The organism is Herbaspirillum sp. 1173, assembly GCF_031455335.1.
Classification (GTDB): Bacteria; Pseudomonadota; Gammaproteobacteria; order Burkholderiales; family Burkholderiaceae_D; genus Herbaspirillum; species Herbaspirillum huttiense.
The window spans coordinates 1,645,318-1,670,378 of sequence record NZ_JAVDSP010000001.1 but is presented as its reverse complement, the minus strand read 5'-3'; the positions used below and the strand labels follow the sequence as shown (position 1 = coordinate 1,670,378).

Here is a 25,061-nt window from a genome sequence, read left to right as displayed (position 1 = left end):
ATGCTGCTGATAAACGATTTATAAAATTTAAATCATTTAGTCAATTCAGCAAGAGGGGCGCGTTCACATGGCCAGGCGCGGCATGTGAGGCTGGCCATTGGTCGCCAGAGCGGGCGTAAGCGGCGCAGCCTGCAGGAGCTGCGCGTCGATGCGGAACACCGATGCCGCCGCCGTCAATTGCTCGGCCTGCTGCATCATGGCTTGGGCAGCAGCAGCGGCCTGTTCCACCAGTGCGGCGTTCTGCTGCGTGACCTGGTCCATCTGCAGGATGGCCGCATTGATCTGGGTGATGCCGGCGCTTTGCTCTTCCGAAGCATGCGCGATGTCGCTGATGATGCGGGTGGTATCGACCGAGGCGCGCATGACTTCGGCGATGGTGCCGCCGGCCTTTTCCACCAGCGTCGTGCCGCTCTGGATGCGCCCCACAGAGCCTTCAATGAGTCCCTTGATTTCCTTGGCGGCACCGGCGCTGCGCTGGGCCAGCGCGCGCACTTCGGTGGCCACCACGGCGAAGCCGCGGCCGTTCTCGCCGGCGCGTGCCGCTTCCACGGCGGCATTGAGGGCCAGGATATTGGTCTGGAAGGCGATGCCTTCGATGACGCTGATGATGTCCGACATCTGGTGCGAGCTGACGGCGATCTCGCGCATGGTGCTGACCACTTGCGCGATTTCCGTTTCACCACGGCGGGCCACATCGGCACCGGCGCTGGCAACGTGGCTGGCCTTGCGGGCGTGGTCGGTATTCTGCTGCACGGTGCTGGTCAGCTGTTCCATGCTGGAGGCGGTTTCCTCCAGCGAGGCGGCCTGTTCTTCGGTACGTTGCGAGAGATCGGTATTGCCCTGGGCAATTTCGCGTGCGGCCACGTGGATGGCACCGCTGGCCTGCTGGATCTGGCCGACCAGGCCGGCCAGCTGTTCGCGCATGGTCATGAGCGAATGCATCAGGCTGGCGCGGTCACCCTTGCGCAGTTGCAGTTGCGCGCTCAGGTTGCCGGCGGCGATCTGGCCCGACAGCCACATCGCTTCGGCCGGCTCGCCACCCAGCTGGCGCGTCAGGCGGCGGCTGATCAGCAGTGCGATCAACAGGCCGATCAGCGCCGATGCCAGGGTCAGGCCGATGATCAGCATGCGGCTGCCGGCATACGCTTCGCGCGCGCTGGTGGCGGCTTCGGCCACGCCTTTCTCGTTGACGGTGATGAGGCGCAGGATCTGCACTTCCATCGCTGCACGCAGCGGGAAGAGCTGGTCTTTCATGATGTCCACGGCCTGCTCCTGCTTGCCTTGCTCGAGGGCGGCCAGCATCTGCTGGCTCACGGCCAGGTACTTGGGCAGCAGGGCCTGCAGTTCGTCGTAGGCGGCTTGTTCCTCGGACGTATGGATGAGCGGACGATACTGGTCGGCGGCGCTGGTGTAGCGTCCCAGCGAGGCGGTCAGGCGCGTGCGGGCATCCTGCATGCGCTGCGCATCATTGGCGGTGAGCGCACGATACTGGGCCAGGTTGAAGGCGCGGATCTCGGCCTGCATGGTCTTGGCCGTGGCGACGCTGGGCATAAGCTTGGTTTGCACTGCGCTCAGCTGTCGGTCCACAGTATTGAGCCCGTACCAGGCCGCTGCACCAAGCACGGCCATGAAGAGGATTAAAACGGAAAAGCCCAACATAAGCTGGGTGGCAACTTTGGTCTGTCTGAAATTCACGATATCCCTCAGGGGGCTGGCCTGCCGCCACTGACGGCAGACGAAGGGTGGATGATGATTCCGACGCAGGCGCACGGCCTGCAAGGGTGAGCGGCAGTGCCGTCAGGATGAGCTCCGGGGGAAGCGCCATGAACTTTAATGGCAGTCTTGCCCAAATTCAAGATGAATTTGGCAGGATGACGCCAAACGGAAACACTCTTTCAATTATGCTTATCAATGCATAAATATGGATTGGCAACAAGTTGACCGAAGTGCCACCGCATCTCGATCAAAACTGACAAATTGCGTGGTGTGCACCCGTGACGAGTCCATCAAGAAAAATGGCCAGGATCGGGTGATCCTGGCCATTTGGCGGATGTGCCATGTACGGAGCGGAAGTCGCTGCAGCAGCGCCTGCCGATCCGCTGAAATAGCAGTAAATGATTTATATCATTTGTCTGTTTTCGGTCAGCGCAGGCGCAGCACGAAGCGCGCGGCCAGCGTGGCGATCAGGCTCAGCACTGCGCCGAAGATGACGAAGTAGCTCACCGACAGCTTGTTGCCGGTGAAGTCGATCAGCCAGGTGATGATGAGGCCGGCGAAGCCGCCGAAGATGGTGACGGCGATGTTATACGCCAGCGACATGCCGGTGCCGCGCGTGGCCACCGGGAAGATGTCGGCCAGCAGGGCCGGCATGGAGGCGAAATACATGGTCATGAGCACGCCGATGACGGTCTGCAGCAACAGCAGTTGCAGGAAGCCCGGCGAGTTGGTCAGGAACACGAACATCGGATAGGTCAGCACGATGTACAGCGCGCTGCTGGTGATCATGAAGGGCGTGCGGCCGATCTTGTCGGACATCGCGCCCACCAGCGGCGAGCCGATGAACATGATCAGGCCGGCCACCGACATGGCGGCAAACGAGGACCAGGCCGGCAGGCCCAGCTGCTTGACCGCATAGGTCGGGATGTACAGCGACAGGTACACCGAGACGGTCGCCATGATGACGCTGCCGGCACCGATCAAGAGGCGCATCTTCTGGTGGGCGAAGGTATCGCGCAGGGGCGCATCGGTCTTTTCGCTGGATTCCTTGAACTCGGGTGCTTCATCCAGATGGCGGCGGATGTAGATGCCGGCCGGTGCGATCAGCAAGCCGAAGATGAACGGCACGCGCCAGCCCCACGAGGCCAGTTGCTCGGGCGTGAGCATGTTGTTGAGCACGGCGCCGAAGATGGCCGCCAGCAGCAGGCTGATGCCCTGGCTGGCCACCTGCCAGCTGGAGAAGAAACCACGGCGATGCGGGGCATGTTCCACCAGGAAGGCGGTGGAGCTGCCGAACTCGCCACCGGCGGAGAAGCCCTGGATCATCTTGCCCAGTGCGATGCCGGCCGGTGCCAGCAGGCCGATGCTGGCGTAGCTGGGCATGAAGGCGATCATGGCCGTGCCGATGGTCATGAGCATGATGGACAGCATCAGCGCCGCCTTGCGGCCGGCGCGGTCGGAGTAGGCACCCAGCACCACCGCGCCCAGCGGACGCATGAAGAAGGACACGCCGAAGGTGGCGAAGGTCAGCAGCAGCGAGACGCTGTCGTCGCCGGTCGGGAAGAACTGCTTGGCGATGACCACGGCGAAGGCGCCATAGATGAGGATGTCGAACCATTCGAGCGCATTGCCGATGGAGGACGAGATGATCGCACGCCGCGCTTGCGGATGCGTGGTGCCGGCGCCAGGCGCCGCGGTGTTGCTGGTCATGGAGACTCCCTGATGGATACGTGGATGGAGGAGCAGCACGCCGTTCTGACCCTGGCGGAGCAGAAGGCTGCCTGGCTGTGTATGGATGGTTGTGGGCTCCCTGTGACGGCCGGGGCCGTTACAGCGGGCGAGGATAGGCGGCGCGATGCGGCACTGTCAAGGCGCAGTGCGGGGGATTATCAGGAGGCAGGACGCGCACCTGATTTTGCGAAATCATTTTCTCGTTTCCCGTGCCCGCAGCCTCATGATGGCTCCCTGTTCTGCGCTTCCGTTTCCTTGAGCTTGCGCCACAAGGTCGTGCGGCTGATCCCGAGATGGCGCGCAGCCGCGGCACGGTTGCCACGGAAGCGGCGCAGTGCAGCTTCAATGGCGTCAGCGTCGGGGACGATGTCGGACGTGGTCAGCTCATGGGGTGCCACCATTTCCGCCGTGTTCGACAGCAGCGGCTGCGCCATCCCCGCCAGCTCCGGCGCCACCCGCTGGATCAGCGCGGGTGTCAGCGCCTGCAGCGGCTCTGCGGCCAGGAACAAGGCCAGCCGTTCCATCAGGTTGCGCAGCTCGCGCGCATTGCCCGGCCAGTCATACGCGGCCAGCAGTGGCGCACAGCGCAGCAGCTCCGCGCCCAGGTTGGCGTGCGGCCGCGCATCCAGTGCGGCCAGCGCATGCTTGAGATGCCATTCGGCCAGCGCGGCAATATCCTCGCGGCGCGCCCGCAAGGGCGGCAACTGCAAACGCAGTATGCTGAGCCGGTAATACAGGTCTGCGCGAAAACGTCCTTCACGCACCCGCGCTTCCAGATCGCAGTGGGTGGCGCTGATGATGCGCACCTGGACCGCAATGGGCCGCGTGCCGCCCACGCGCACGACTTCGCGCTCTTCCAGCACGCGCAGCAATCGCGTCTGCAGTTGCAGCGGCATCTCGCCGATTTCATCGAGCAGCAGCGTGCCGCGATGGGCCGCTTCAAAGACACCGGCCCGTCCGCCACGGCGCGACCCGGTGAAAGCGCCTTCCTCATAACCGAACAGTTCGGATTCCAGCAGCGATTCGGCCAGCGCGCCGCAATTGATGGCCACGAAGGGGTGGGCTGCCTGGGTCTTGCCCTGCATGCGCGGATGAGCACGATGGATGGCTTGCGCCGCCAGTTCCTTGCCGGTGCCGGTCTCACCCTGGATCAATACGTTGGCCGGCGAGCGCGCAAAGAGCGTGATCGACTGGCGCACCGTTTCCATCACCTCCGAATCGCCCCGCAGGTCCTTGAGGTGATGCCGTGCGCGCAGGCTGTCAGCGACCGGCAGACTGGGGCCGCGCGTGCTTTCCAGCTGTGTCAGCCGCGCCAGTTCCAGCGCATCTTCAAAGGCCTGCCGCACCGTGGCCGAGGAGTAGAGGAAGATCCCCTGCATCCCCGCTTCCTCGGCCAGGTCGGTGATGAGCCCGGCCCCGACCACCGCCTGCACGCCGCCGGCTTTCAGTTCCTGCACTACGGCGCGCGCGTCTTCTTCGGTGGCATAGGTGCGCTGGGCGATGTCGAGTCCGAACATCTGCTGGAATTCGGTCAGGGCCGGCATCGCCTCCTGATAAGTGACCAGCCCGATGCGCGCGCTGATCTGGCGGGCACGGGCCAGTGCCTGCATCACGTCGAAGCCGCTGGCGCGCGCCACCACCACCGGCACTGGCAGGCGGCTTTTGAGATAGGCACCGTTGGAGCCGGCCGAGATCACCACATCGCAGCGCTCGCTGGCCAGGCGCTCGCGGATGGCGCGCACGGCCTCGTCGAAGCCCAGATGTATGGGCTCGATATCGGCCACGCCGTCGAATTCCAGCGTGATGTCGCGGAAGAGTTCGGAGAGGCGCGACACGGACACGGTCCAGATCACGGGCTTGTCGGCCAGGCGGTCAGCGGGGGCAGGGCGTTTCATGGTGGGCGTTCGCGGCGTTTCTATGAAACGTTAATGTAACACTGATGAAACGGCCAGGGTTGTGGAACATCAACCCGACAGAAGGCGGGTACGCCCGGAGAGCGCACCGGAAGGGAAGCCTGCCAGCCTTGTCCGGCGCTGGTTTCAGACGATATGAAGGTTTTTTCATGCCTTGCGCCATGCAATGCTGCACTGCGATGGCACGGCCGTTGCAATGGTGAACGCACATGTCGCAGGACGGGTGTGATGCAGCCCCGCCCGCCGCAGTCAGGCAATCCAGACTTTCCGTATTTCAACCTCATCGAGAAGGTGTCCACCATGGCTCTCCACTCCGCAGGCGCAGCGTTCCGCCAGGCCGTCCAGGAAGAATCCCCCTTGCAAGTCATCGGCGCGATCAACGCCAATCACGCCCTGCTGGCCAAGCGTGCCGGCTTCCGCGCGATCTACCTGTCCGGCGGCGGCGTGGCTGCGGGTTCGCTGGGCCTGCCTGACCTGGGCATCTCCAACCTGGATGACGTGCTCACCGACGTGCGCCGCATCACTGACGTGTGCGACCTGCCGCTGCTAGTGGACGTCGATACCGGATTCGGTGCCTCGGCCTTCAACGTGGCGCGCACCGTGAAGTCCATGATCAAGTTCGGCGCGGCCGCCATGCACATCGAAGACCAGGTCGGCGCCAAGCGCTGCGGCCATCGTCCCAACAAGGAAATCGTCACCAAACAGGAAATGGTGGACCGCATCAAGGCCGCCGTCGATGCCCGTACCGATGAGAACTTCGTCATCATGGCGCGCACCGATGCGCTGGCGGTCGAAGGGCTGGACGCCGCCATCGAGCGCGCCGTGGCCTGCGTCGAAGCCGGGGCCGACATGATCTTCCCGGAAGCCATCACCGACCTCGCCATGTACAAGCAGTTCGCCAATGCGGTGAAGGTACCGATCCTGGCCAACATCACCGAATTCGGCTCGACGCCGCTGTTCACCGTCGACGAATTGAAGGGGGCCGATGTGGGCCTGGTGCTCTATCCGCTCTCGGCCTTCCGCGCCATGAACAAGGCCGCCGAAAACGTCTACCAGGCGATTCGCCGCGACGGCACCCAGAAGAACGTGGTCGATACCATGCAGACCCGGATGGAGCTCTATGACCGCATCGATTACCACAGCTACGAGCAGCGTCTGGATGCGCTGTTTGCCCAGCAGAAGAACAAGTAAAACATTACCGCAAGACCGAATACCCCCTTCCGATAATCAGTTTCGAGCCAATACAGACTACGAGGAGAACACGATGAGCGATCAGCAAGCCCCCGGTTTCAAGCCCAAGAAATCCGTTGCCCTCTCTGGCGTGACCGCCGGCAACACCGCCCTGTGTACCGTCGGCAAGACCGGCAATGACCTGCACTATCGCGGCTACGACATCCTGGACGTGGCCGACAGCTGCGAGTTCGAGGAAATCGCTCACCTGCTGGTGCACGGCAAGCTGCCGACAGCGGCCGAACTGCGCGCCTACAAGGCCAAGCTCAAGGCCCTGCGCGGCCTGCCGGCCAACGTCAAGGCGGCGCTGGAATGGCTGCCTGCGGCCTCGCATCCGATGGACGTGATGCGCACCGGCGTCTCGGCGCTGGGTTGCGTGCTGCCGGAGAAGGATGACCACAACACCCCCGGCGCGCGCGACATCGCCGACCGCCTGATGGCGTCGCTCGGTTCCATGCTGCTGTACTGGTACCACTACAGCCACAATGGCAACCGCATCGAAGTGGAGACCGATGACGATTCCATCGGCGCGCACTTCCTGCACCTACTGCACGGCGAGAAGCCTTCCGACGCCTGGGAGAAGGCCATGCACACCTCGCTGATCCTGTACGCGGAACACGAATTCAACGCCTCCACCTTCACCGGCCGCGTCATCGCCGGCACCGGTTCGGACATGTATTCGGCCATCACCGGTGCCATCGGCGCACTGCGCGGCCCCAAGCACGGCGGCGCCAATGAAGTGGCCTTCGAGATCCAGAAGCGCTATGACAACCCCGACGAAGCCGAAGCCGACATCCGCCGCCGCGTCGAGAACAAGGAAGTGGTGATCGGTTTCGGCCATCCGGTCTACACCATCTCCGACCCGCGCAACAAGGTCATCAAGGAAGTGGCGCGCAAGCTCTCCAAGGAAGCCGGTTCGACCAAGATGTTCGACATCGCCGAACGCCTGGAAACGGTCATGTGGGACATCAAGAAGATGTTCCCCAACCTGGACTGGTTCTCGGCCGTGTCCTACCACATGATGGGCGTACCGACCGCGATGTTCACGCCGCTGTTCGTCATTGCCCGCACCTCGGGCTGGGCGGCGCACATCATCGAACAGCGCATCGACAACAAGATCATCCGCCCCTCGGCCAACTACGTGGGACCGGAAGACCTGAAGTTCGTGCCGATCAGCAAGCGCAAGTAAGACCAAGCAAGACGAAGTGCCCGCGCAGTTGAGTCATCAGCGGATGGCGCGGGCATGAGGGGCAAGAGAGGGAGAGGGAGCAGCAAGAAGAAGGAAGCGGCGGCCGGCGCGTGTCGGCCGCAGCATTCCCCGGGGCAGTGGCAGTGCGCAGGCAGATTTGTAACAAGCGTTACATGTGGTCGAGTCAGATGCAATAACTTGCTAAGATGCGGTCGGATCTTTTTCGCCCCCGCGTCCACCCCTGACTCTCCATGGATCATCCGATGATTGCTGCCATCGTTTCCCGCCGTCTTTCCGCATTGCCCCTGACTTCCTTCGCACTGGCCGGTGCCGTGGCTGTTGCCCTGTCCGCCTGTTCTTCCACGCCCGTGCCGGTCACCGAGACCAAGCCGGTGCTGCCGCAGCTGCTGCAGTCGCCCGCTGCCACACAGCCGAGCTGGGCCACGCAATTGAAGACCGGTGCCTTCAGCTGCGAGATGGGCAACAAGGTGGAAATCCGCATGGATGGCCGCGTGACCGATGGCGTCACGCTGGTGTGGAAGGGCAGCAGCTACATGATGAACCCGGTCAGCACCTCGACCGGTGCAGTGCGTCTGGAGAACAAGGGCGAAGGCCTGGTGTGGATCCAGATCCCGTCGAAGTCCATGCTGCTCAATTCCAAGATCGGGCAGCAGCTGGCCAACGACTGCCGCACGCGCTGACAATGCAGCGCCGCGCCGTCGTGCAGGTCTGACGTCGGCGCGTTCTTTCCACCTCGTATTTCCTCCTCCCTTGTCATGCCGATGGCGTCTTGCTGTCGGCATCGCTCCTGCTTGATTTGAATCATCGAAGACCGCTGATGCAAGCGGCGGATTCAGCCCCTCGTAAGATTCAGGTGCAAGACTGGTTTTGTCGTCGCATGAGGGCCACGCATGGCAAAGATGTTTTTTTCCATGCACCAGAGCCACGCGACCATCGGCCTGCAAGCCACGCTGCGCAAGGCCGACAGCGGTTTTCAATTCGAGAGACATGAGGAGACGTCATGCAATACGAGGATTTCTATCGCCGTTCCATCGAGCAGCCTGAAGCCTATTGGGCAGAAGAAGCGCAGCGCATTCATTGGGACAAACCGTTCACCCGCACGCTCGATTATTCCCGCGCACCGTTTGCGCGCTGGTTCATCGGCGGCACCACCAATCTCTGTCACAACGCGGTGGATCGCCATCTGGGCGAGCGGCCGCATCAGGCGGCGCTGATCGCCATCTCCACCGAGACCAACACCGAACGCGTCTACGACTTCGCCGAGCTGCATCGCGAAGTGCAGGCCATGGCCGCCACCATGCTGTCGCTGGGCGTGCGGCGCGGCGACCGCGTGCTGATCTACATGCCGATGATCGCCGAGGCGGTCTTCGCCATGCTGGCCTGCGCCCGTATTGGCGCGGTGCATTCGGTGGTGTTCGGCGGCTTTGCCTCCAACAGCCTGGCCTCGCGCATCGATGATGCGCAGCCGATCCTGATCGTCTCGGCTGATGCCGGTTCGCGTGGCGGCAAGGTGATTCCGTACAAGGGTTTGCTGGACGAAGCGATCAACCTGGCGCAGCACAAGCCGCAGAAGGTCTTGCTGGTGGATCGCGGTCTGGCGGAGATGGCGCGCACGGCGCAACGCGACGTCGATTACGCGCCCTTGCGTGAACAACACCTGGACCAGCCGGTGCCGGTGGCCTGGCTGGAATCGAATGAAACCAGCTACGTGCTCTATACCTCCGGTACCACCGGCAAGCCCAAGGGCGTGCAGCGCGACGTGGGCGGCTATGCCGTAGCGCTGGCCTCGTCCATGCAACACATCTTCTGCGGCAAGCCGGGCGAGACTTATTTCTGCACATCCGACATCGGCTGGGTGGTGGGCCACTCCTACATCGTCTACGGGCCGCTCATTGCGGGCATGGCGACGGTGCTTTATGAAGGCTTGCCGATCCGGCCCGATGCGGGCATCTGGTGGAGCATCGTCGAAAAATACAAGGTCACGCGCATGTTCTCGGCACCGACGGCCATCCGCGTACTGAAGAAACAGCCGGCCGAGTGCATGGAGCGCTATGACACGTCCTCGCTCAAGGCGCTTTATCTGGCCGGCGAGCCGCTGGATGAAACGACGTCGAGCTGGATCTCGGGCGCGCTGAAGGTGCCGGTCATCGATAACTACTGGCAGACCGAATCGGGCTGGCCCATCATCTCGATTGCCAAGGGCATCAGCGACAAGCCCACGCGCCTGGGCAGTCCCGGGGTGCCGATGCCGGGCTATCGGCTGGCCATCCTGAACGAAGCGACCGGCGAGCCTTGCGCGGCTGACGAGAAGGGCGTGGTGGCCATTGAAGGCCCGCTGCCGCCGGGCTGCATGCAGACCGTCTATGGCGACGATGAGCGCTTCGTCAACACGTACTGGCGCAGCCTGCCGCGCGAGGTCTACTCGACCTTCGACTGGGGCATCAAGGATCAGGACGGTTACTACTTCATCCTGGGCCGCACCGATGACGTCATCAACGTGGCTGGCCATCGGCTGGGCACGCGCGAAATCGAGGAGAGCATCTCCAGCCATCCCAACGTGTCCGAAGTGGCCGTGGTCGGCGTGGAAGACAAGCTCAAGGGACAAGTCGCGATTGCCTTCGCCATTCCCAAGCAGGCCGATGCGATTGCCACGCCCGAGGGGCGCCGTGCGCTGGAAGCGGAAATCATGGGCGTGGTGGACAAGCAGATCGGCGCAGTGGGCCGGCCGGCGCGGGTGTTCTTCGTCAGCGGCTTGCCCAAGACGCGTTCGGGCAAGCTCTTGCGCCGGGCCATCCAGTCCATCTGCGAAGGACGCGATCCGGGCGACCTGCCCACCATCGAGGATCCGGCCGCGCTGGAGCAGGTGCGGGCGGTCATCAAGGACTGACTCGCACTTCCCTCATGAAGGCACGGCGTCCCTGCAGCGGAGCAGGGACGCCGTGCCTGGCGTAATTTGGTTACACTGACGGCTTTCGCTTTTCCACGATTGCGTCCCGCCCATGTCGCCCACCATCCGCCCGGCCACCGCTGCCGATGCTCCCGCCCTCTGCGGCATCTACAACCATTACGTGCAGACCACCGTGATCAGCTTCGAGACCGAAGCGGTCAGCGTCGAGACCATGGCCGCGCGCATTGCCGATGTGCAGGCTGATTTCCCCTGGCTGGTCTTTGAAGAGCAGGGCGAGGTGCTCGGCTATGCCTATGCCAGCAAGTGGAAGCCGCGTGCGGCTTACCGGCACTCGGTGGAGAGCTCGGTCTACCTGCGCCACGATGCGGGCGGACGCGGCATCGGCAAGCAGCTTTATCGTGAACTCATTGAGCAGTTGAAGTCCTTGGGCGTGCATCTGGTCATCGGGGGCATTGCCCAGCCCAACCCGGCCAGCGTGGCGCTGCATGAGAGCGTGGGCTTCGTGGCCTGTGGCGTCTTTACGGAAGTGGGTTACAAGATGGGACGCTGGATCGACGTGGGATACTGGCAACTCAAACTGCAAGAGGCCCAATGATGAGATCGACCCGAGCCGCCAGCGCCATCGAGCGCCTGAACGAACGTACCGAATCGCGCGAGTACTCCATGCTGCGCACCTCCGATGAACGTTTCATCCTGACCCGGCGCGTGTCCGGGCAGCCGCTGGAGAAACTCAACGAGGCCATGGAACTGGATGATTTCGTGCGCTTCGTCAACGCCCAGGGACCGCAGAAGGCCAAGCGCGTGAGCAAGCTGGATGTGCAGTTCGAGAAGAACATGCGCAACAAGAAAGAACAAACGCCACCTGAAGGTGGTGTTGAATAAATCCTCATGCGCTTGAACGCAAAACGGCAAATGATATAAATCATTTGCCGTTTTTTTTATGGCTGGAGGGGTATGTGCCTCAGTCCGCCAGGGTGGCGATCACCGGTGCGTGATCCGAGGGTTGTTCCCACTTGCGCGGCACCTTGTCGATGACGCAGGCGGTGCAGCGCGGCACCAGTTCTTCGGACAGCAGGATGTGGTCGATGCGCAGGCCGCGGTTGAGGCGGAAGCCCATCTGGCGGTAGTCCCACCAGCTGTACATCTTTTCCGGTTGTTCGAAGAGGCGATAGGAATCCGTCAGGCCCAGGGCTTGCAGCTTGCGGAAGGCTTCGCGTTCCGGTTCGGAGACCAGCACCTGGCCTTGCCAGGCGACCGGGTCGTGCACGTCGCGGTCTTCGGGGGCGATGTTGTAGTCGCCGAGCAGGGCCAGGCGCGGGTTCTTCGCCTTTTCCTGGGCCAGCCATTCGTGCAGGGCGGCCAGCCAGCTGAGTTTGTAGGGATACTTTTCGGATTCCAGCGACTGGCCGTTGGGAATGTAGGCACAGACATAGCGCACGCCTTCGATGGTGGCGGCGATGATGCGCTGCTGTTCGTCGGGGAAGAGCGGGTTGTTCTTGACCACGTCGTTCATCGGATGGCGCGACAGGATGGCCACGCCGTTGTAGGTCTTCTGGCCCGAGAACTCGACCAGGTAGCCGGCGGCGGCGATCTCGGCTGCGGGGAACTTGTCGTCGGTCAGTTTGGTTTCCTGCAGGCAGAGCACGTCGACCGGGTTTTCTTCCAGCCATTTCAGCACTTGCGGCAGGCGGACCTTGAGGGAGTTGACGTTCCAGGTAGCGATTTTCATGGAGACAATGCAGTGGTGAATCGGAGGCGGGCCGTGCGCATCATGGCCGATGCGTCGTGGACAACGGGCGACATCTTACCGCATTCACCAAGGCGGCAGGTTGGACGAGGTCGGCCGAGACCGAAGACTTCCTCCAAAACAGAAGGGGAAGGCCCTCGCAGACATTCCCCTTCGTTGTGCCATTGCCGGCCCGCAATCCGGGCCAAGCAATCAGATCCCGAGCATTACGCCGGCATCATCTGCGCATTCATCTGCGCCTTGTCACCCTTGTCACCCGCCTTGCGACGACGATAGGCCGCGAAGCCGATCAGGCCCAGGCCGCCGATCATCATGGCGGTGGTCGAGGCTTCCGGGACCGGTGCCACGCTGATGTTGCCGGCGAAGCTGCCGCCCGCCGAGCCCAGCACGGTGCCGGCCACCGACAGGGTGTACAGGCCGGAAGTCAGGCCGTTGGTGCGCAGGCTGAAGATCTGCAGGTCACCGCCGGACAGTTGGGTGCCGGTGTAGGTCTGGCCGTTGCCGCTCAGGGTGAAGCTGTTGATGCCCACACGCGAGAGGCCGTCCAGGGCGATCGACACCAGGGCCGAGGAAACCGACGCGCCGGCACCGCCGATGTTGAAGGTGAAGTTTTCCAGGAAGGTCTGGCCAGTGGTGCCATCGCCGAAGCGGGCGTTGAAGGTCGACGTGGCGTCGGTCCACACCAGCGTGCGCGTACGCTCCAGGTCCGCGGCGCTAGCCGAGGATGCCATGGCGACGAATGCGGACGCGACAAGGAAACTGCTCAACAGTTTTTTCATAAAAGACCTCTTTCCAGTTCGATTGATTGGTGGGTATTCGATTGGTATTTGATTGCGAAAGCACTGCAAGGGGGATAGCGATCCGACAGGTTTTTTTATTGGTGTTGGCGAGGCCGGAATCCTGTCTCTGTTTGTGATATTTGTTCATCGAGACGGAGTGAGAATAATGGAAAAATGCCAACGTTAGCAATAAATTATTACGCTTTTCCTGTCACTCCTGTTGTGATGTAGGAATCCATGAAGCCGCGCCGGTAAAGGGTTTCCGACGAAGTATGGATTCTCTTGAAGCAATTAGTTTGGATGCGGAAACTAAGTTTTTAGGGCAACATGAACTCCTTCTCATGGGCTGAAAAACAGGGCGAAATTTGCGTCAGAAAAAGTGACGCATGAACATATTCGGGAACTATTTACGCAAGGGAAGCGCGGCCGTAATGCTCAGGATCACGCGAAAAAAATTCGCAAGGAAGTCCAGCTCATCCGTAGAGAAAAAGTGCGCTGTGCGCAGAGCGCGCTTCAGCGGAACGTGACGATCCTTGACTACACCACAGCGCGCGTGCAGCAGCGGCAAGCGAGGACATCAGAAGACAACGAAGAGAAGAAGAGAAGAAGAAAAATCGGGAGAGCAGGTACGGCAGCGCCGCTACCTGAAGCCGGGCAACGCGCCGTCTTCAGGCAGGGAGGAGAAGTGTCTTACTTGAAGCGATAGCTGACCGCCACGATGGCGGTGTCATCGGTGTGACGGCGCACCAGCGGACTGTCGGCCACCGCGTTGTCCAGCCATTTGCGGCGCAGGTGCAGGTTGAGGTGCCAGTCGCCGGTCAAGGGGACATCGGCAGCCAGGCCCAGGGTCGGGCTGGTGGACGCACCAGCGCTGTACTGGCGCAGGCCGCTGGCGGCCGCTTCGCTGGAAGTGACGCCGACGAAGTAATCGTTGTAGCTGCCGCTGCGGTATTCGACGCCGAGCTGCGGATAGAGGGTCACCGGACCCAGGTCGATCTGCGCCGCATAGATGGCCTCGGCCAGGGTGCCATGCGACTTGTTGAAGTCACGGAAGACGTTGAGGAAGAAACCGCCGATGGGCGTTTCCTGGTAGGTGCCGATGCCGAGCGGAATCGGATCCGAACGGCGCTGCAGGCCCCGCTGGGCATCGAAACCGTCCAGGCTCACGCGCCCGGCCAGTTCCAGATAGCCGTAGCCCATGCGCACCGTCTTGACGCCGAAGGTGTCGAGCCGGGCAAAGAAGCGCCCGTAGTCGGCATAGGCATAGGGCAGGACGTGGTTGCTGCGGTCGGCATCGGGGCCGTTGCGGTCGACGCGGTAGACGCCTGCGCCGATGTCACCGGTGAGACGGTCCTGCAGTTGCAGGGGATCGGGCGTGGTGGTTGCAGGAGCGGCTTGCTGAGCCAGAACGGGGAGGGCGCAGCAGGCCAGCGTGAGCATGGCGAGTATGTTTTTCATGATGGGCAGTGGAGTGGGGGGAGCAAGCGGCATTGTAGCGGTCAGCGGGGCGCTGCGGCATCCGCTCACGAAAATGGCCTGCCGCGCAGGCAGGCCATGGCTGTCATGGGCAATTGGCGCCGGACGCAGGCGGCCCGGCACGGTTCAGTGCATCAGGACTGCTGCAGGGTCGGGTAGTCGGTATAGCCTTCCGCACCGCCGCCATAGAGCGTGGCCTGGTTGATCTCGGCCAGCGGTGCGCCGGCCTTGAAGCGTTCAACCAGATCCGGATTGGCGATCCACGGGCGGCCGAAGGCGACCAGGTCGGCCAGATTGCGGTCGCGTGCCTTCACCGCCATCTCCAGGTCATAGCCATTGTTGGCGATGTAGATGCCCTTGAAGAGATCGCGCAGGATCTGCAGGTCGAAGCCACCTTCGACTTCGCGCGGGCCGCCCGTGGCACCTTCCACCACGTGCAGGTAGACCAGCTTGTAGCGGTTCAGCTGCTCCACCACATAGCTGAAGAGGGCCTTGGGATCGCTGTCGGCGATGTCATTGGCCGGGCTGATGGGCGACAGGCGGATGCCCACGCGCTCGCTGGGGATCACCGAGGTCACCGCTTCCACCACTTCCAGCAGCAGGCGGGCACGGTTCTCGATGCTGCCGCCGTAGTTGTCGGTGCGCTGGTTGGTCTTGTCACGCAGGAACTGGTCCAGCAGGTAGCCGTTGGCGGCGTGGATTTCCACGCCATCGAATCCGGCCTGCAGGGAGAGTTGCGCAGCGACCTTGTATTGCTCGACGATGGCGGGCAGTTCAGAGGCATCCAGTGCGCGCGGTTCCACGAAGGGCTTGAAACCGCTCTCGGTGAAGGCATTGCCTTCCGGCTTGATGGCCGAGGGCGCGACCGGCAGCGCGTTGCCGGGTTGCAGGTCAGGGTGCGAGATGCGGCCCACATGCCACAGCTGCAGGAAGATGCGGCCGCCCTTGGCGTGGACGGCGTCGGTGATCTTCTTCCAGCCGGCCACGTGCGCTTCGTTGTAGATGCCCGGGGTCCAGGCGTAGCCCTTGCCCTGTGGCGAGATCTGGGTGGCCTCGGCGATGATCAGGCCGGCACCGGCGCGCTGCGCATAGTATTCGGCTGCCAGTTCGGTGGGCACGTCGCCCGCCTTGGCACGGCTGCGGGTGAGTGGCGCCATGACGATGCGGTTCTGCAATTGCACCGCACCCAGCTGCATGGGCTTGAAGAGGTCACTGTGAAGATGGGCATTGGTATTGGCGTTGGCCATGCTGATCCTTTCTTGTTGGCATTCGTTGGAATGAACTGCGTCGACCTTGCTACCGACCACGGCGGGGTTGGTAGTGTTCCGGAAAAAGTTCACAGTCTAGAGGGGAACCCGCAGCCTTGCGGGCGGTCGCTGCGGCTTTGCTGGCCAGCAATGTTCAGCGTGAAATCTGCTCCAGCCAGGGCCCCAGGCGGGTCTGCGCATCCTGGCGCGCAGCGCGGTTGGCCTCGACCGACTGGCGTGCACGGCCCGGGTCGTCGAAGTCATGTGTGGCCCCCGCATAGAGCGTCACCACCGGCGGCGGTGCCTGGCGCAGGCGGATGGACTGGCGCAGGACGCGCTCGCAGGTCAGCGGCGAGACTTCCTCGTCGGCGCTGCCCAGCAGCACCTGCATCGGTTTGTCGAACTCGGGGTGGGACGACAGCAGGGCCTGTTTGCCGCATCCCGGATAGAACACCAGCGCGGCGGCGAAGGAGGGCGCATCGCCCGCCGGCCGCGCAGCCTGGCGCTGCATCACGTTCAGTGCCGTGCTGCCGCCATTGGACCAGCCTTGCAGCATGATGCGGCGGACATCGACTTCGCTGCGCGTGGCCAGCCATTGCAGCGCTCCTTCCGCGTCCAGCGGCCGAACGGTGAGTTCATTGACGGCGGCGCGTTCGGGCGCACCGTGCGTATGGCGGCCAAAGCCGTGGGCCACGCCGCGTGGGCCGAAACTGTCCACCAGCAGGACCACGTAGCCGCGTGCCAGCCAATAGCGCGTCCAGTCCAGATGGCGGGCGGTCAGCGTGCTGGCATCGCAGGGCGAGGGGATGGCCGGGCCGATCTGCGTGCAGGCCGCATTGACGCGGGAGGAATACAGGCCGGCGCGTCCATGCAGCAGCACGATGGCCGGATGCGGGCCGGCACCGAAGGGATCGTAGAGATAGCCGGTGAGGGTGGTTTTGCCGTCAGATGAAGGAAAACGCACGGTCTGTGCGGGCGGCATCGGCGCGTCTTGCGCCATGGCCGGTCCCGGCAGGATCAGTCCAGGGCTGGCAACCAGCAGTAAAAAGATGAAAAAAAACCACCGCAACACGGCGTGCTGCGGTGGTCTTGCCAGGGTGGCGTCCGGGGCGGTCCGCGACAGGAGAGTGGTCATGGCGTGGCCGGTTCCGTCTCCGTGCCGCAGGCCCATCAGGCGCGTGCCGACTTGGCGCGTGCCTGGTTGAGCAGCCAGGTCGTCAGCAGCGGCACCGGGCGGCCGGTGGCGCCCTTGGCCGCGCCGCTCTTCCAGGCGGTGCCGGCGATGTCCAGGTGGGCCCAGGTGTACTTGCGGGTGAATCGCTCCAGGAAGCAGGCTGCCGTCACGCTGCCGCCGGGCTGGCCGCCGATGTTGGCGATGTCAGCGAAGTTGGACTTCAACTGCTCCTGGTAGGCGTCCTGGATCGGCATGCGCCAGGCGGTATCGCCGCTTTCCTTGCCGGCCGCCAGCAGGGCGTTGGCCAGCTGGTCGTGGGTGTCATCCTCGCGGGTGAACAGGCCCGTGTTGTGATGGCCCAGGGCCACCACGCAGGCACCGGTCAGGGTGGCGATGTCGACCACGGCAGCCGGTTTGAAGCGTTCCACATAGGTCAGCGCGTCGCACAGGATCAGGCGGCCTTCGGCGTCGGTGTTCAGGACTTCGATGGTCTGGCCGGACATCGAGGTGACGATGTCGCCCGGCTTGGTGGCGCGGCCCGAGGGCATGTTTTCGCAGGTCGGGATGACGCCGATGACGTTCAGTTTCAGGCCCAGTTCGGCGATGGTGCGGAAGGTCCCCAGCACCGAGGCGGCACCGCACATGTCGTACTTCATCTCGTCCATGTTCAGGCCCGGCTTGAGGGAGATGCCGCCGGTGTCGAAGGTGATGCCCTTGCCGACCAGCACCACGGGTGCATCCTTAGCCTTGCCGCCCAGGTGCTTCAGGACGATGAACTTGGGCGGCTGGTCGCTGCCGTTGGTGACCGACAGGAAGCTGCCCATCTTGAGCGCTTCGAGCTGCTTGCGCTCCAGCACTTCCACGCCCAGCTTGAATTCCTTGGCCAGTTTCTTGGCGGTCGTGGCCAGGTAGGTCGGGGTACAGACGTTGCCGGGCAGGTTGCCCAGTTCCTTGGTCAGTGCCATGCCGTTGGCCAGCGCCACGGCCTCGCCCAGGGCGGCCTTGGCGGCAGCGCCTTGCTCGGCGGCGACCAGCAGGGTGATCTTCCTGACGCCGGTAGGCGCCGGGTCCTTCTTGCTCTTCATCGTGTCGGAACGATAGACGGCGTCACGGCCGGCCAGCACCACGGTGCGGATGGCCCAGTCCAGGCCACGGCCCTTGATGCCATCGAAGGGCAGGGCCAGGGCGGCATCGTCACAGCCCAGGGTGGCCAGGGCGCGCACCAGGCCGCCGCTGGCAGCGGCAAAGTTCTTGTCAGCGCCCTCGTCTTCGTTGCCCAGGCCCAGCAGCACGATGCGTTCGGCGGCGATGCCGGTCACGCCGCGCAGCAGCAGGGTCGAGCCCGGCTTGCCGGAAATGTCGCCCGACTTCAGCGCGGCGCTGATCGCGCCCAGCTTGTCGAGGGCACCGGCGGCCTTGGACAGCTTGCGGTTTTCATAGATGCCAACGACCAGTGCGCCGGTCTTTACGCCCGTCAAGGCGTTTTTTGCGTCCAATGTTTTTGTGCTAAAGTCCATCGTTCGTCCTTTATATGAATTACTTGGCGATTATAGAGCCCATTTCGTCGCGACGCGCGCATGAGTTCTGTCAGGTGAGCCAGCCTCGGACACGATGCCGGGCACCGGCCATCCCTACAACGATCCCGACACCAGAAACCAAGCCAGCATTCCCATGATTTTCCAACGCGCCCTACGACGCGAACTGACCAGCACCGCAGGTGGGGTCTTCACTACGCTGTTCACCATCACGCTGACGGTGATGCTGATCAAGATCCTCGGCCAGGCCGCAGGCGGCCAGGTTGCGTCGCAAGACGTGCTGGCCCTGATCGGCTTCCAGTCGCTGAACTACATGCCCATCATCCTGATCCTCACCGGGTTCATCTCGGTGCTGCTGGTGATGACGCGCAGTTACCAGGATTCCGAGATCGTGGTCTGGTTCGCCTGCGGCATGTCGCTCACGCGCTGGATCGCGCCGGTGATTCGCTTCGGCTGGCCCATCGTGGCCCTGGTGGCGGCGCTGTCCTTCGTGGTGACGCCCTGGGCCAACGAACAGAGCAGCGAATACCGCAGCCGCTTCGAACAGCGCGAGGACATCGCCCGCGTCTCTCCCGGCAAGTTCCAGGAGTCGGCGGCGGCCAACCGGATCTTCTTCGTCGAGGGTATTTCCGGCGATGCCTCCAAGGTGCGCAACATCTTCGTCAACACCATCAACGCCGACGGCAAGAACAGCGTGGTCGTCGCCAAGGAAGGCGAGACCCAGATCGATCCTGATGGCGAGAAGTTCGTGGTCATGAACAAGGGCCGCCGTTACGATGGCTCGCCCAGCCTGCCGGATTTCCAGATCGTCGATTTTGAACGCTACGGCCTGTTGATCGGCAACCAGTCGCAGAGCGCCGCCGGTGAACGCTCGGCGCGCGCCTTGCAGATGAAGGAACTGCTGGCCAAGCAGGACGGCTATGCGCGCGGCGAACTGCTGTGGCGCATCGCCCTGCCGCTGATGGCGCTGGCGCTGATGCTGCTGGCCATTCCGCTGTCCTTCGTGAACCCGCGTGCCGGCCGTTCGCTGGGGCTGCTGGTGGCCTTGCTGCTGTTCGTCGTCTACTCCAATACGGTCAGCGTGTTCCAGGCTTCGGTGGCGCAGCAGCGCATGAGTTTCGTGATGGCCTGGTGGCCGGTCCACCTGATCGTGGTGGCGCTGATCGTGGGCATGTTCGTCCTGCGCCTGAACATCAATCATCCCTATCACCCATCCCGGATGTGGAGCCGAGTGCGCCGCGCCCTGACGTTCAAGCGCGAGGCCTGAGATGAGAGTCATCCAACGTTATTTCACTGCCGAGATCACGCGCTCGGTACTGTTCGCACTGGCGGCCTTCCTGGCGCTGTTCGCCTTCTTCGAGATGATGGGCCAGCTGGAGCAGGTCGGCCGCAATGGCTACAAGCTGCAGCAGGCGGTGTTCTATGTGCTCATGGGCTTGCCCGGCAATGTCTATGAACTGATGCCGACGGCGGTGCTGATCGGTACCATCTACACGCTCTCGCAACTGGCGGCGCGCTCGGAATTCACCATCATGCGTGTCTCCAGCATGTCCACCGGCATGGCGGCCAAGGTGCTGCTGCGCATCGGTGTGGGCTTTGCGGTGCTGACCATCGTGTTCGGCGAACTGATCGCGCCCAAGGCGTCCGAGTGGGCCGAGAAGCTCAAGCTGCAGGCGCAGGGGGCATCGATGTCTTCGCAGTTCCGCTCGGGCATGTGGGCCAAGGACGTCATCAAGGACAACGGCCTGGAAGGCAACGTCACCGGCAGCCGCTTCATCAACATCCAGACCGTGCAACCGGATGGCCGCATCGAAGGCGTCAAGCTGTACGAGCTCGATACCGACTTCCACATGGCGCGCATGGTCGTGGCCAAGGATGGCATCTACGAGGGCAATCATCAGTGGGTGCTCAACGACGTGGTGCAATCGGACTTCGTCGGCGGCAAGGACCGCAAGATCACCGAGCCGGTCAAGACCGTGAAGCTGCCGCAGCTGAAGCTGGTGTCGGAAGTGACGCCGGAAATTCTCTCGGTGCTCTTCGCCGATCCGGACCGCATGTCGGCTTATGACCTGCTGGCCTACACCAAGCATTTGGAAGCCAACAATCAGCGCACCGACCGTTACGAAATCGCGTTCTGGAAGAAGATCGTCTATCCGCTGTCGATCTTCGTGATGCTGGCGCTGGCCTTGCCGTTTGCCTACCTGCATTTCCGTGCCGGTGGCGTGAGCCTGAAGATCTTCACCGGTATCATGATCGGCGTCTGCTTCCAGCTCATCAACAGCCTGTTCTCCCATCTGGGGCTGCTCAATACCTGGCCGGCCTTCATGACCGCGGCCTTGCCCAGCCTGCTGTTCATGGTGCTGGCCATTGGCGCGCTGTGGTGGGTGGAGCGGACCTGAGTTCGTCCTGCGATTTCGTTTATTTAGCCTGAAAGACTGCTGCACATCATGAGCCAAGCCACTTCCCAAAGCCTGATCCTGTTCGCCCACGGCGCTCGCGACCCTGCCTGGGCTGCGCCTTTCGAGCGCCTGCGCGCGCTGACGCAGGCGGCCATGCCGGGGACCAGCGTGGAGCTGGCCTTTCTGGAACTGATGCAGCCGGACCTGCCGACTGTGGCGGCGCGGCAGATCGCCGCCGGCAGCCGGCGCGTGACCGTCATTCCGGTGTTCCTGGGGCAGGGCGGCCACGTTCGCCGTGATCTGCCGGAACTGCTGGAGCAATTGCGCCAGGCGCATCCGGGTGTGGACGTGCGCACCGTCGCTGCAGTTGGCGAGGATGAAGCGGTGTTGAAGGCGATTGCGGCGTATTGCGTGGGGACGGTCAATAGCTGATCCGGCGGTCAGCACTCCTGGATGCGACGATGGCCCGGAAACGGGCCATCTTTTTTTTGTGGGGGGGGCCGTGAGCCCTTCAGAACAGGCGAGCGCCGTTGGGCACGGCCTGGTCGGGCTTGAACAACACCACCTCGCCCTGGGCGTCAGGAAAGCCCAGCGTCAGGACTTCCGACATGAACTTGCCGATCTGGCGCGGCGGGAAATTCACTACCGCCGCCACCTGACGGCCGACCAACTGCTCCAGCGTGTAGTGGGTGGTGATCTGGGCGCTGCTCTGGCGCACGCCGATGCCCGGGCCGAAATCGATCTTCAGTTTGAGCGCAGGCTTGCGTGCTTCAGGGAAGGCGTCTGCGGCGATGATGGTGCCGATGCGGATATCGACCTTGAGGAAGGCCTCGAAATCGATGGCAGCAGCTGCAGGGGCGGCAGGGTCGTGGAGCAGGTGCATGAGCTTCAGTCCCGATCCGCCAGCGCCGGTCCGATCATCACCAGCACCGGCCCGCTGCAGGCTTGCAGTCCGGCCTCCAGACCGGCCAGTTGCAGATGGTAGATGTGCTCGTCAGGACGGCTGCAGTTCTCCACCACCACGACCGGCGTATCGGGCGCATGGCCCAAAGCCAGCAAGCGCTGCGCCGTGGCCGTGGCTTCGCGTCCGCCCATGTACTGCACCAGCGTATCGCCATTGGGCATGCGCACTTCATCCGGCTCGTCTACGCCCGTGCTGGAGGTGAACAGCGAGACGCTGCGCGCAATCCCGCGCCGTGTGAGCGGACGCTTGGCGGCCGAGGCGGCAGCCAGTGCAGCAGTGATGCCGGGGACGATTTCATAGGGGATGTGGTTGGCTTCAAGCGCCCGCATCTCTTCATCGGCACGGCCGAAGAGCATGGGGTCGCCGCCTTTGAGGCGTACTACGCGGCGGTACTGCTGCGCGGCTTCGACCAGCTTCTGGTTGATGACCGGCTGGGCCGTGGAGCGCTGGCCGCTGCGCTTGCCCACCGACACCTGCACGGCTTGCGGGCACAGGGCCAGGATCTCTTCGGTGACCAGGGCATCGTGCAGCACGATGTCGGCCTGCGCCAGCAGGCGTGCGGCGCGCACCGTCAACAGGTCAGCGGCCCCGGGGCCCGAGCCGATCAGCCACACCATGCCCGGATGCTCCGGGCTGGGGGCGGGTGAATCGGAAGAAGGTGAAGTCGCTGCCTGTTGGGTGGCCATGGCCTGGTCGAAGAGACGATTGCGGATCGAAGGAAATTCAGTCGATCCGAATCATACCAGCGGCCACCGTCTGGTGGCTCACTTCGTCGATCAGGATGAAGGCGCCAGTGGCACGGATGTCCTGGTAGGCATCGGCCGCGATGGGCTGCTGCACGTTCACGCTGATGCGGGCGATGTCATTGAGCTTGAGCGTATCGGCGGGACGGCGTTCCTGGGTGTTGATGTCCAGCAGCGTATCGACCTTGGCCACGCGCGCCGCCACCTGCTTGGTGGTGTGCTTGAGCCAGTACTTGCGGCGCAGGTCCAGCGGTTCTTCCGAGAGCCAGCAGACATCCGCGTTGATGGTCTTCAGGATGGTGGACGGCTGTGCCTCGGCGGCCAACAGGTCGCCGCGCGAGATATCCAGGTATTCGTCCAGCAGGAGGGTCACTGACTGGCCGGCCGTGGCCGATTCCAGTGAACCGTCCAGGGTCTGGATGTCCTTGACGGTGGCGCTCTGGCCGCTGGGCAGCACTACCAGCTTGTCACCCTTGGCCACCTTGCCGGCTTCGATGCGGCCCATGTAGCCACGGAAGTCATTGGCTTCATGGCCGTTGTGGCGCGCCACCAGCTGCACCGGGAAGCGGAAGGCTTCCTCGTGCGCATCTTCATACACCGACAGCGACTCCAGCAGGGTGATCAGCGTCGGACCCTGGTACCAGGGCATGCGCGCGCTGGCCTCCACCACGTTGTCGCCGGCCAGCGCCGACAGCGGGATGGCGTGCACATCCTTCAAGCCCAGTTGCTGCGCGAATTGCTGGTAAGCACCGATGATGCGTTCATAGACGGTCTGGTCGTAGTCCACCAGGTCCATCTTGTTGACGGCCACGATCACGTGCTGGATCTGCAGCAGGTGGGCGATGGTGGAGTGGCGCTTGGTCTGGGTCAGCAGTTCCACGCTGCCATCGTCGCCCAGCTTCACCTTGGACACGTCCACCAGGATGATCACGGCGTCGGCAGTCGAGGCACCGGTCACCATGTTGCGGGTGTACTGCTCGTGGCCCGGGGTGTCGGCGATGATGAACTTGCGCTTGGGAGTGGCAAAGTAGCGATAGGCCACGTCGATGGTGATGCCTTGCTCGCGCTCGGCTTCCAGGCCATCGGTGAGCAGCGACAGGTCGACCGTGTCGCCCACGGTACGCTTGTGCTTGGCGCGCGAAATGGCATCGAGCTGGTCGGCGAAAATGCCCTTGCTGTCGAACAGCAGGCGGCCGATCAGGGTGCTCTTGCCATCGTCCACGGAACCGGCGGTGATGAAGCGCAGCAGGCCGCGTTCGTGCGGTTGCGCGGAGGCCTGGGCCAGTTGTGCTTGGGTTGCGGCGGCGTTCATCAGAAATATCCTTCCTTCTTGCGTTTTTCCATTGAGGCTTCGGACGTCTGGTCGTCCATGCGGGTCGCGCCGCGCTCGGTAATCTGGGTCACTGCGGTCTCGGCGATGATGGCTTCCACGGAAGCGGCATCGGAAGACACCGGGCAGGTGCAGGAGATGTCGCCCACGGTGCGGAAGCGCACGACCTGCTTCTCCACGGTCTCGCCTTCGCGCGCCGGGGTGAGGTCGGTGAGCGGCACCAGGAGGCCATTGCGCGGAATCACCTTGCGCTCATGGGCAAAGTAGATCGAGGGCAGGGCCAGCTTTTCGCGGGCGATGTACTGCCACACGTCCAGCTCGGTCCAGTTCGAGATGGGGAAGACGCGCATGTTCTCACCCGGATGCACGCGGGTGTTATACAGGTCCCACAGCTCGGGGCGCTGGGCCTTGGGGTTCCATTGGCCGAATTCGTCGCGGAAGGAAAAGATGCGTTCCTTGGCGCGGGCCTTTTCTTCATCACGGCGCGCGCCGCCGATACAGGCGTCGAACTTGAATTCTTCGATGGTTTCCAGCAGCGTCACGGCTTGCGCGGCGTTGCGCGAATCGGTTTGCGGGTTGCGCAGGCGCACGGTGCCGCGCTTGATCGAATCTTCCACCGAACGCACCACCAGGCGCTCGCCCAGTTCAGCGGCGCGGCGGTCACGGAATTCGATGACTTCCGGGAAGTTGTGGCCGGTGTCGATGTGCACCAGCGGGAAGGGGAACTTGCCGGGACGGAAGGCTTTCTCGGCGATGCGCAGCAGCACCACCGAGTCCTTGCCGCCGGAGAACAGCAGCGCCGGGTTGCTGCACTCGGCCGCGACCTCGCGCATGATGTGGATGGCTTCCGATTCCAGCCAGTCGAGGTGACGGTTGCTGGCGTTGTCCAAAAAGAGGGTGTCTACCGCAGTGTTCATGCCGGACCTTCCGATGCGTTGCTTGTTGTTGCTTTGATTGAA

General features: G+C 63.3%; 22 protein-coding genes. 9 read left to right on the top strand and 13 right to left on the bottom strand.

Annotated features, from left to right (window positions below):
- Nucleotides 1–63: 63 nt before the first annotated feature.
- From J2X56_RS07440 to prpR, 3 genes are all read right to left on the bottom strand, one after another.
- Nucleotides 64–1,695 (bottom strand): methyl-accepting chemotaxis protein, encoded by a 1,632-nt coding sequence (locus J2X56_RS07440; protein ID WP_310159240.1) that lies wholly within the window; start codon nt 1,693–1,695, stop codon nt 64–66.
- Nucleotides 1,696–2,142: 447 nt separating this feature from the next.
- Nucleotides 2,143–3,426, bottom strand: a complete 1,284-nt coding sequence (locus J2X56_RS07435; RefSeq protein ID WP_134136102.1) for an MFS transporter — start codon at nt 3,424–3,426, stop codon at nt 2,143–2,145.
- A 242-nt stretch (nt 3,427–3,668) separates the two neighbouring features.
- On the bottom strand, nt 3,669–5,342 hold the full coding sequence (gene prpR / locus J2X56_RS07430; protein ID WP_310159237.1) for a propionate catabolism operon regulatory protein PrpR: 1,674 nt from the start codon (nt 5,340–5,342) through the stop codon (nt 3,669–3,671).
- Nucleotides 5,343–5,660: 318 nt separating this feature from the next.
- Between prpR and prpB the strand changes: the two genes are divergently transcribed.
- From prpB to J2X56_RS07400, 6 genes are all read left to right on the top strand, one after another.
- Nucleotides 5,661–6,551, top strand: a complete 891-nt coding sequence (gene prpB, locus J2X56_RS07425; RefSeq protein ID WP_121042346.1) for a methylisocitrate lyase — start codon at nt 5,661–5,663, stop codon at nt 6,549–6,551.
- A gap of 73 nt (nt 6,552–6,624) precedes the next feature.
- On the top strand, nt 6,625–7,779 hold the full coding sequence (gene prpC / locus J2X56_RS07420; RefSeq protein ID WP_039784877.1) for a 2-methylcitrate synthase: 1,155 nt from the start codon (nt 6,625–6,627) through the stop codon (nt 7,777–7,779).
- A gap of 263 nt (nt 7,780–8,042) precedes the next feature.
- On the top strand, nt 8,043–8,480 hold the full coding sequence (locus tag J2X56_RS07415; protein ID WP_209583748.1) for a hypothetical protein: 438 nt from the start codon (nt 8,043–8,045) through the stop codon (nt 8,478–8,480).
- A 320-nt stretch (nt 8,481–8,800) separates the two neighbouring features.
- Nucleotides 8,801–10,687 carry a propionate--CoA ligase gene (locus J2X56_RS07410; protein WP_310159234.1) on the top strand — a complete coding sequence of 629 codons (1,887 nt, stop codon included), beginning with the start codon at nt 8,801–8,803 and terminating at the stop codon, nt 10,685–10,687.
- Between the two features lie 112 nt (nt 10,688–10,799).
- Nucleotides 10,800–11,303, top strand: a complete 504-nt coding sequence (locus tag J2X56_RS07405; RefSeq protein WP_310159232.1) for an arsinothricin resistance N-acetyltransferase ArsN1 family B — start codon at nt 10,800–10,802, stop codon at nt 11,301–11,303.
- On the top strand, nt 11,303–11,590 hold the full coding sequence (locus J2X56_RS07400) for a hypothetical protein (protein WP_121042342.1): 288 nt from the start codon (nt 11,303–11,305) through the stop codon (nt 11,588–11,590). The genes J2X56_RS07405 and J2X56_RS07400 overlap by 1 nt, the downstream gene beginning before the upstream one ends.
- A gap of 79 nt (nt 11,591–11,669) precedes the next feature.
- Here the strand turns inward: J2X56_RS07400 and xth are convergent, their stop codons facing one another.
- The 6 genes from xth to J2X56_RS07370 form a co-directional block, all read right to left on the bottom strand.
- Complete coding sequence (xth, locus tag J2X56_RS07395; protein ID WP_034330165.1) at nt 11,670–12,437, bottom strand: exodeoxyribonuclease III; 768 nt, start codon at nt 12,435–12,437, stop codon at nt 11,670–11,672.
- A gap of 224 nt (nt 12,438–12,661) precedes the next feature.
- The gene (locus tag J2X56_RS07390; protein WP_121042105.1) at nt 12,662–13,234 is read right to left on the bottom strand and encodes an FxDxF family PEP-CTERM protein; all 573 of its coding nucleotides are present in this window, start codon (nt 13,232–13,234) and stop codon (nt 12,662–12,664) included.
- 690 nt (nt 13,235–13,924) lie between these two features.
- Nucleotides 13,925–14,692 carry a MipA/OmpV family protein gene (locus tag J2X56_RS07385; protein ID WP_034335090.1) on the bottom strand — a complete coding sequence of 256 codons (768 nt, stop codon included), beginning with the start codon at nt 14,690–14,692 and terminating at the stop codon, nt 13,925–13,927.
- A 152-nt stretch (nt 14,693–14,844) separates the two neighbouring features.
- Entirely contained in the window at nt 14,845–15,957 is a 1,113-nt protein-coding gene (locus tag J2X56_RS07380; RefSeq protein WP_310159229.1) for an alkene reductase, read from the bottom strand.
- A gap of 154 nt (nt 15,958–16,111) precedes the next feature.
- Nucleotides 16,112–17,092, bottom strand: coding sequence for a dienelactone hydrolase family protein (locus J2X56_RS07375; protein WP_310159227.1), 981 nt, complete (start codon nt 17,090–17,092; stop codon nt 16,112–16,114).
- A 35-nt stretch (nt 17,093–17,127) separates the two neighbouring features.
- The gene (locus J2X56_RS07370; protein WP_134136089.1) at nt 17,128–18,648 is read right to left on the bottom strand and encodes a leucyl aminopeptidase; all 1,521 of its coding nucleotides are present in this window, start codon (nt 18,646–18,648) and stop codon (nt 17,128–17,130) included.
- A 154-nt stretch (nt 18,649–18,802) separates the two neighbouring features.
- Here J2X56_RS07370 and lptF point away from each other — a divergent pair, with 154 nt between their 5' ends.
- From lptF to J2X56_RS07355, 3 genes are read left to right on the top strand one after another with little or no spacing between them, the layout of a single operon-like run.
- Complete coding sequence (lptF, locus tag J2X56_RS07365) at nt 18,803–19,933, top strand: LPS export ABC transporter permease LptF (RefSeq protein ID WP_134136088.1); 1,131 nt, start codon at nt 18,803–18,805, stop codon at nt 19,931–19,933.
- 1 nt (nt 19,934) lies between these two features.
- Nucleotides 19,935–21,065 (top strand): LPS export ABC transporter permease LptG, encoded by a 1,131-nt coding sequence (gene lptG / locus J2X56_RS07360; protein WP_034335073.1) that lies wholly within the window; start codon nt 19,935–19,937, stop codon nt 21,063–21,065.
- A 48-nt stretch (nt 21,066–21,113) separates the two neighbouring features.
- Nucleotides 21,114–21,497, top strand: a complete 384-nt coding sequence (locus J2X56_RS07355) for a sirohydrochlorin chelatase (RefSeq protein WP_205703686.1) — start codon at nt 21,114–21,116, stop codon at nt 21,495–21,497.
- A 79-nt stretch (nt 21,498–21,576) separates the two neighbouring features.
- Here J2X56_RS07355 and J2X56_RS07350 read toward each other — a convergent pair whose 3' ends face one another.
- Genes J2X56_RS07350 through cysD form a run of 4 tightly spaced genes read right to left on the bottom strand, consistent with a single transcriptional unit; the run spans nt 21,577 to nt 25,019 of the window.
- A complete protein-coding gene (locus J2X56_RS07350; RefSeq protein WP_310159222.1) occupies nt 21,577–21,948 on the bottom strand; it encodes a tRNA-binding protein in 372 nt (123 codons plus the stop codon).
- 5 nt (nt 21,949–21,953) lie between these two features.
- Complete coding sequence (cobA, locus tag J2X56_RS07345; protein WP_121042094.1) at nt 21,954–22,715, bottom strand: uroporphyrinogen-III C-methyltransferase; 762 nt, start codon at nt 22,713–22,715, stop codon at nt 21,954–21,956.
- 37 nt (nt 22,716–22,752) lie between these two features.
- On the bottom strand, nt 22,753–24,084 hold the full coding sequence (locus J2X56_RS07340) for a GTP-binding protein (protein WP_310159215.1): 1,332 nt from the start codon (nt 24,082–24,084) through the stop codon (nt 22,753–22,755).
- Nucleotides 24,084–25,019 (bottom strand): sulfate adenylyltransferase subunit CysD, encoded by a 936-nt coding sequence (gene cysD, locus J2X56_RS07335; protein WP_310159212.1) that lies wholly within the window; start codon nt 25,017–25,019, stop codon nt 24,084–24,086. The genes J2X56_RS07340 and cysD overlap by 1 nt, the downstream gene beginning before the upstream one ends.
- Between the last annotated feature and the right edge of the window lie 42 nt (nt 25,020–25,061).